Source organism: Dietzia sp. DQ12-76, assembly GCF_014145045.1.
In the GTDB taxonomy this organism is placed as follows: Bacteria; Actinomycetota; Actinomycetes; order Mycobacteriales; family Mycobacteriaceae; genus Dietzia.
Window position 1 is genome coordinate 1 of record NZ_JAALDV010000029.1, and the last position, 5,451, is coordinate 5,451.

Below are 5,451 nucleotides of genomic sequence, written 5' to 3' on the forward strand. Positions count from 1 at the left end.
TGTCGTGCCGCGGCTCGATCGGGCCCGGTGATCCCGGCCGGTGCGCCCGGTCGTCACCCGGTGACCGCATCGGGCGCCGGGTGCCCCCGGTACTGCCCCACCGACCACACGTTCCCCTCGGGGTCTCGGGCGGAGAAGGTGTGATCACCGTAGTCGGTGTCGTGCATCTCCATGACGATCTCGGCCCCCGCCGCCAGGGCGCGCTGGTAGACGGCATCGGAGTCGGCCGTCACGACGTACGCGAGACCCGACCCGGGTGGTGTGGCGTGTGGGTCGTCGTCCCCTCTCCCACCGTCCCCCAGCATGACGCCTCCGCCCTCCGGCCAGAGCAGTTCGGCGTGGACGATGCGGCCGTCGTCGGGGTGCGAGACGGTCTCGACGAAGCCGAGTGTGTCGACGAGCCAGTCGATGACGAGGCGGGAGTCGGTGCAGCGGAAGCAGTGCCAGACGGTGGGCGCGGGTGCGGCGCCGGGTTCGTGAGTAGTCATGCCGATGAGTCTGCTCCGGGGTCGGGTGGCCAGGCTTGGATGTTTCGGAACTCCTCGGCGATCCAGTTCGTCGGTGATGTGCCCGCGTACCGCCGGTAGGCGGCGTCGAGGTGCGCGTGGTCGGCGTACCCGTGGTCATGGGCGAGGTCGGCCAGTCGGAGTCCGACCGGCCGTGGCCCCGTGGACCGGCGAACGGCCTCCCTCAGCGCAGAGTGGGTCGCCTCGAAGCGCATCAGGTCGGCGAGTGCTTTGGTGCCGATCCCCAGTTCAGCCCTGCAGAGCGTCGACAGATGCCGGGGCGTGACCCCCACCTCGGAGGCGACGTCTGCCACCCGCATCCGGCCACCGGAACGCCCGAGCAGGCGCCATGCGCCCACCACCTCCCGGCGTGGCCCGGGCACGCGCTCGTACCTGCCCGCCGCCGAGGCCAACCCGGCGGCCACGAGCGCCGCGCGGTCACGGGGATGGGCTGACGCCACACGCGAGTGGAGCGCCCGGATCCGCGACCCGAGGACGTCCTCGCCGTCATGGGTGAGCTCGGAGAGAGCTGCCGCGGGTACCCCGAGCAGGCGTCGCGCGGCGAGGGGGTGCACCTCGACCTGGACCCCTTCCTCGCGATCCGGTCGTTGCAGATAGACGGGCCGGGTGTGAAACCCGCCGATGCACACGTCGTGGCGCACCCCCTCCCCGCGGGCCCACTCGTCGTAGGAATACGAGCACAACAGCGGAGAGTCCGTGGCCACGACCACGGTGAGGGAGGAGGTGGGCAGTCCCCGGTGGGGTGGCCGTTGCGGCCGCGGGCCGATCCCCTCCACGGCATAGGGGACCAGCCGCCTGACCCCGGGCGGCGGAGTGGCCTCGCGCACGCTCACGGGACCCAGTGTGCCGCCTCCCGTCGGGGGTGGCCAGGCTTCCGCGGTCGTTACACTGCTCGGCGTGCAGTCCGGCTCCTCTACCAGTGCAGAGATCCGTAAGGGTCTGGCCGACTGCTCGACCGTCGGGCTGGGTCTGATCCCTCTGGGGCTGGCGTTCGGGGTGCTGCTCACCCAGGCGGGGTTCGCGTGGTGGTGGGCCCCGGTGTTCTCGGTGATGATCTACGCCGGGTCCATGGAGTTCCTGGCGATCGGTCTGCTCACCGCGGTCACTCCCCTGTACTCGCTGGCGGCGGCGGCGTTCCTCGTCAACTTCCGTCACGTGTTCTACGGGCTCAGCTTCCCGTTGGGGGCGATCCGCTCGCGGCTCGGTCGGCTCTACTCGGTGTACGCGCTCACGGACGAGGTCTACGCGATCACCGCCACCAAGAAGCGCAGTGAGATGACGGGGCCGCGGACACTGACCATCGCGATCACCTGTCAGACCCTGTGGGTCGCCCCCGGCATCGTCGGGGCGCTCGTCGGCACGACCCTGCCGGAGGGGTTGGACGGTCTGCAGTTCGCGTTGACCGCGCTCTTCGCCGTCCTCGCGGTGGACGCGTGGCGCGCCTCGGGAGACCTACCGGCGCCTGTGATCGGCCTGGTGTGCGGTCTGGTGGCGGCGTGGCTGGCCCCGGACCAGATGCTCATCGTCGGGTTGTGCGCCTTCGTGGCCGTGTTGATCGCGCGGTACGTATGGGCGACCCGCGAGGGGCGGGAACCGACGTGAAAACCCCGGTGACCGCCGTCCCGGTGCTAGGGGCCGACTACCTGCTGGCCGGGTTGGGCGTGATGTTCGTCGTGACGGTGGCACTACGCGCCGCGCCGTTCGTCGCTCTGACCAGGCTCCGCGACTCGAGTCTCGTGCGCTATCTGGGCCGCACGATGCCGGCCGGGGTGATGGCGGTGCTGGTGGTCTACACCCTTCGCGACACCTCCGCCGAGCTCGGCTCGTGGCTGCCCGCCACCGCGGCGCTGGCGCTCACGCTGGCCGTGCACCTGGCGTTTCGGCGCGCGGCGGTGAGCATCATCCTCGGAACGGCGGCCTACATGGTCCTGCTGGCCGGGCTCGGGTGAGGGTGGCCGGGTGAGCGTGGCCCGGCCTGTCCCCCGCCCGCGCCGCCGCCAGCGTTCAGCGAGCCGCTGCTCAGCGGGCTACGGGGCAGGCGCCCAGCTCGACCTTCCACTCGGTGAGGCCGTTGAGCCACCCGGACCGCAGCCGGGTGGGCTCGCCGAGTGAGGTCAGGTCGGGGAAGTAGTCGGCGACGGCGTTGAAGATCAGCTCGAGCTGCATCCGTGCGAGGTTGGCGCCGAGGCAGTAGTGCGGACCTTGGCCGCCGAAGGTCACGTGCGGGTTCGGATCGCGGAGAATGTTGAAGGTGAACGGGTCGTCGAACACCTCCTCGTCGAAGTTGGCGGACCCGTAGCAGATCAGCACGCGATCACCTTTGGCGATGGACACTCCCCCGATCTCGACGTCCTCCATGGCGGTGCGCTGGAACTGGGTGATCGGCGATGCCCACCGCAGGATCTCGTCGTAGGCCGTCTCGGGCCGGTCGCGCTTGAACAGCTCCCACTGGTCGGGGTTCTCCAGCATGGCCACCATCCCGTGGGTTGTGGCGTTGCGGGTGGTTTCGTTGCCGGCCACCGCGAGGAGCGTGACGAACCAGCCGAACTCCTCGGCAGACAGGTGCTCGCCGTCGACGTCGGCCTGGACGAGTTTCGTCACGATGTCGTCCCGCGGATTGGCGGCACGGTCCTCGGCCATGGCGTTGGCGTAGCCGATGAGTTCCATGGACGCGATGGCGGGAGCATCCGGGTCGCCGCCGGCGTCGTAGCTGGTCATGATGTTGGACCACTCGAAGATCTTGTGGCGGTCCTCCTGCGGCACGCCCAGCAGATCCGCGATCGCCTGCAGCGGGAGCTCGGAGGCGATAGCGGTGACGAAGTCGTCGGCGTTCGACTCGGCGGCGGCGGTGACGATCTGACGCGCCCGGTCGGCGAGCTCGTCCCGCATCCCGGCCACGCCTCGGGGGGTGAATCCGCGGGAGATGATGCGCCGGTGCTTCTTGTGGATCTCGCCGTCCTCGTTGACGAGCATCTCCCGCTGGGCCTCGATGATCGAGCGGTCGGTGCCCTCGGAGAAGCGCGGGATCATGGTGTTCTCCCCCGCGGAGAACAACTCCCCGGTGAGGCGCGAGATCTCCTTGACGTCGGCGTGTCTGGTCACCAGCCAGTAATGGTCGTCGTCGAAACCGTCTGAGCCGGGCCGCTTGTCGACGCGGCGGATCGGCTCGGACTGCCGGAGCTGGCGCCACTCCTCGTGTGGGAGCCGTTTCTCGAACAGGTCCGGGTTGGTGAAGTCGAATCCCGCCGGGATGGTCACGTTCACGGTGTCTCCTGCGCCTCGTCCCCCGCCGGGTCGGCAGGGGTGGGAAAGGTGAATAGTGGTAACTATATACACGTGGCGCTATCCGTGAGTGAGATTCTCGACCGCGCGTTGATGCTGGCCGAGGAGATGTCGGGATCGATCGAACGCGCCGCGGCGAACTACGGCCTCACCGTTCCGCGGCTCGAGTTGCTGTTCGTCCTGGGGCTCGAGGGCGAGTGCAAGCAGGTGGAGCTGGCGACCTTCCTCGACTGCTCACCGCGCCAGGTCACCGCACTGGTCGACGGTCTGGTCGCGAGCGGCCACGTGGTCCGGACCATGCCGCCGGACGACCGGCGGGTCCGGCTGGTCAACCTCACCGACGAGTCGCGTCGGATCGTGGACGAGGTCGTGTCGGCGCGGGTGGCGTTGGCGGAGTGGCTGTTCGAGGGGCTCGACGACGACGACCTGCAGACGTTCGGCACCGTGTCGGAGAGGCTGGTCTCCCGGATGAGCGGGCGGGCCCTGAGTCGGCTCTCAGCCCAGTGAGTCAGCCCAGTGACTCAGGCCTGGGCCAGGGCTGTGCAGTCCGTGCAGCCGGTGGACTCCCGGGCGTATTCGACGAAACCTCGGGACAGGTAGTTCGGTATCGCGGCAGGGGAGTCGTCCACGCAGGTGTGCAGCCAGACCCGGCGGCACCCCGGGACCTGCCACGCGATACGGGTGATCTCGGAGAGGAACCATCCGCCCAGGCCCAGGCCGGCGAACCGGGGGAGCAGCCCGAAGTAGACGATCTCGACATCAACGCCGTCCGCAGGGTCGTCGAGTTCTGTACCCGGTTCGTCTCCGCACGGGCTCATGCGCAGTTCGGCGAATCCGGCGGCCTCGCCCCCCCGGCTCGCCCGGAAGGTGGTGACGCAGGGGTCAGCGCAATAGGAGGCCCAGCGCCCGTCCGACCAGTCGAGTCTGTCGGTCCAGTTCCAGCTGCCACCGATCTCCCGGTACATCCGTGAGTTGAAGACGGGTTCAGCCGGGAAGACCCGGGAGATCGTCAGGTCTGCGCGGCGTGCCGGGCGCAACCACGACGCGTCGGTCTGCTGGAGGTAGGTCACGCTGCTCATCGCGCTATTCAAGCACCGGCGCCCTGCGGCCACCCAACCGGAGTCGGAGGCCGCAGGACGCGGTCGGTGCTGGAGTTCAGTTGACGGTGAGGTGCACTCCCGGGATGTTGAGGCCGTTGACCGCTCCCGCCACAGCGGCCGCGCCATTGTTGAAACCATCCGCACTCGCACTCTGGAGACCTGCTCCGGTGAACGGATTGGCCGCGGCTGCGCCACCGAGCCCGAGAGCCGAGACTGCGCTACCGGTGCCGAGTCCGGCGGCGCCGATCCCAGCAGCGAGCGGTGAGACACCGAGCGCCGCGGCGGGACCGAGATACGGCAGAATCGCCGCTCCAAGGGCGATGAGAGCGGTGATGGGGTCCATGGTGGGTCCTTTCGTTGATGTGGTGGAGCGTCAACCGATGGTCACGTGCTTCGGCTGAACAACTGGGGGCGGCTGAACCGGGAGTAGCGGGATGTTGATGGCCGGAGGTGCGGGCGCAGGCGCCGGAGGGGGCGGCGGCGCCGGCGGGATTACAGTGGCGGGCCGGTACGGCTGTCTCGCCGGGGCCGGGGCCGGTGCT

Annotated in this window: 8 protein-coding genes; 3 read left to right on the forward strand and 5 right to left on the reverse strand. The window is 69.5% G+C overall.

The features are described 5' to 3' along the window. Positions 1–53: 53 nt before the first annotated feature. Positions 54–488, reverse strand: a complete 435-nt coding sequence (locus G6019_RS01440) for a VOC family protein (RefSeq protein WP_107757864.1) — start codon at positions 486–488, stop codon at positions 54–56. After that, positions 485–1,360 (reverse strand): helix-turn-helix domain-containing protein, encoded by an 876-nt coding sequence (locus tag G6019_RS17685; protein WP_156607325.1) that lies wholly within the window; start codon positions 1,358–1,360, stop codon positions 485–487. The genes G6019_RS01440 and G6019_RS17685 overlap by 4 nt, the downstream gene beginning before the upstream one ends. Positions 1,361–1,424: 64 nt before the next feature. Here G6019_RS17685 and G6019_RS01450 point away from each other — a divergent pair, with 64 nt between their 5' ends. Continuing rightward, positions 1,425–2,129: an AzlC family ABC transporter permease gene (locus tag G6019_RS01450; RefSeq protein WP_107758304.1), complete on the forward strand. Its 705-nt coding sequence runs from the start codon at positions 1,425–1,427 to the stop codon at positions 2,127–2,129. Then, positions 2,126–2,476 carry a branched-chain amino acid transporter permease gene (locus G6019_RS01455; protein ID WP_375539737.1) on the forward strand — a complete coding sequence of 117 codons (351 nt, stop codon included), beginning with the start codon at positions 2,126–2,128 and terminating at the stop codon, positions 2,474–2,476. The genes G6019_RS01450 and G6019_RS01455 overlap by 4 nt, the downstream gene beginning before the upstream one ends. Positions 2,477–2,546: 70 nt before the next feature. Here G6019_RS01455 and G6019_RS01460 read toward each other — a convergent pair whose 3' ends face one another. Then, positions 2,547–3,791: a cytochrome P450 gene (locus G6019_RS01460; protein WP_107757861.1), complete on the reverse strand. Its 1,245-nt coding sequence runs from the start codon at positions 3,789–3,791 to the stop codon at positions 2,547–2,549. Between the two features lie 84 nt (positions 3,792–3,875). Between G6019_RS01460 and G6019_RS01465 the strand changes: the two genes are divergently transcribed. Further along, positions 3,876–4,316 carry a MarR family winged helix-turn-helix transcriptional regulator gene (locus tag G6019_RS01465; protein ID WP_231750418.1) on the forward strand — a complete coding sequence of 147 codons (441 nt, stop codon included), beginning with the start codon at positions 3,876–3,878 and terminating at the stop codon, positions 4,314–4,316. 14 nt (positions 4,317–4,330) lie between these two features. On the opposite strand, the gene G6019_RS01470 is transcribed toward G6019_RS01465, so the two are convergent. Together G6019_RS01470 and G6019_RS01475 are read right to left on the reverse strand one after the other, a co-directional pair. Continuing rightward, positions 4,331–4,888 (reverse strand): GNAT family N-acetyltransferase, encoded by a 558-nt coding sequence (locus G6019_RS01470; protein WP_182612960.1) that lies wholly within the window; start codon positions 4,886–4,888, stop codon positions 4,331–4,333. A gap of 76 nt (positions 4,889–4,964) precedes the next feature. Continuing rightward, the gene (locus tag G6019_RS01475; RefSeq protein ID WP_182612961.1) at positions 4,965–5,252 is read right to left on the reverse strand and encodes a hypothetical protein; all 288 of its coding nucleotides are present in this window, start codon (positions 5,250–5,252) and stop codon (positions 4,965–4,967) included. Between the last annotated feature and the right edge of the window lie 199 nt (positions 5,253–5,451).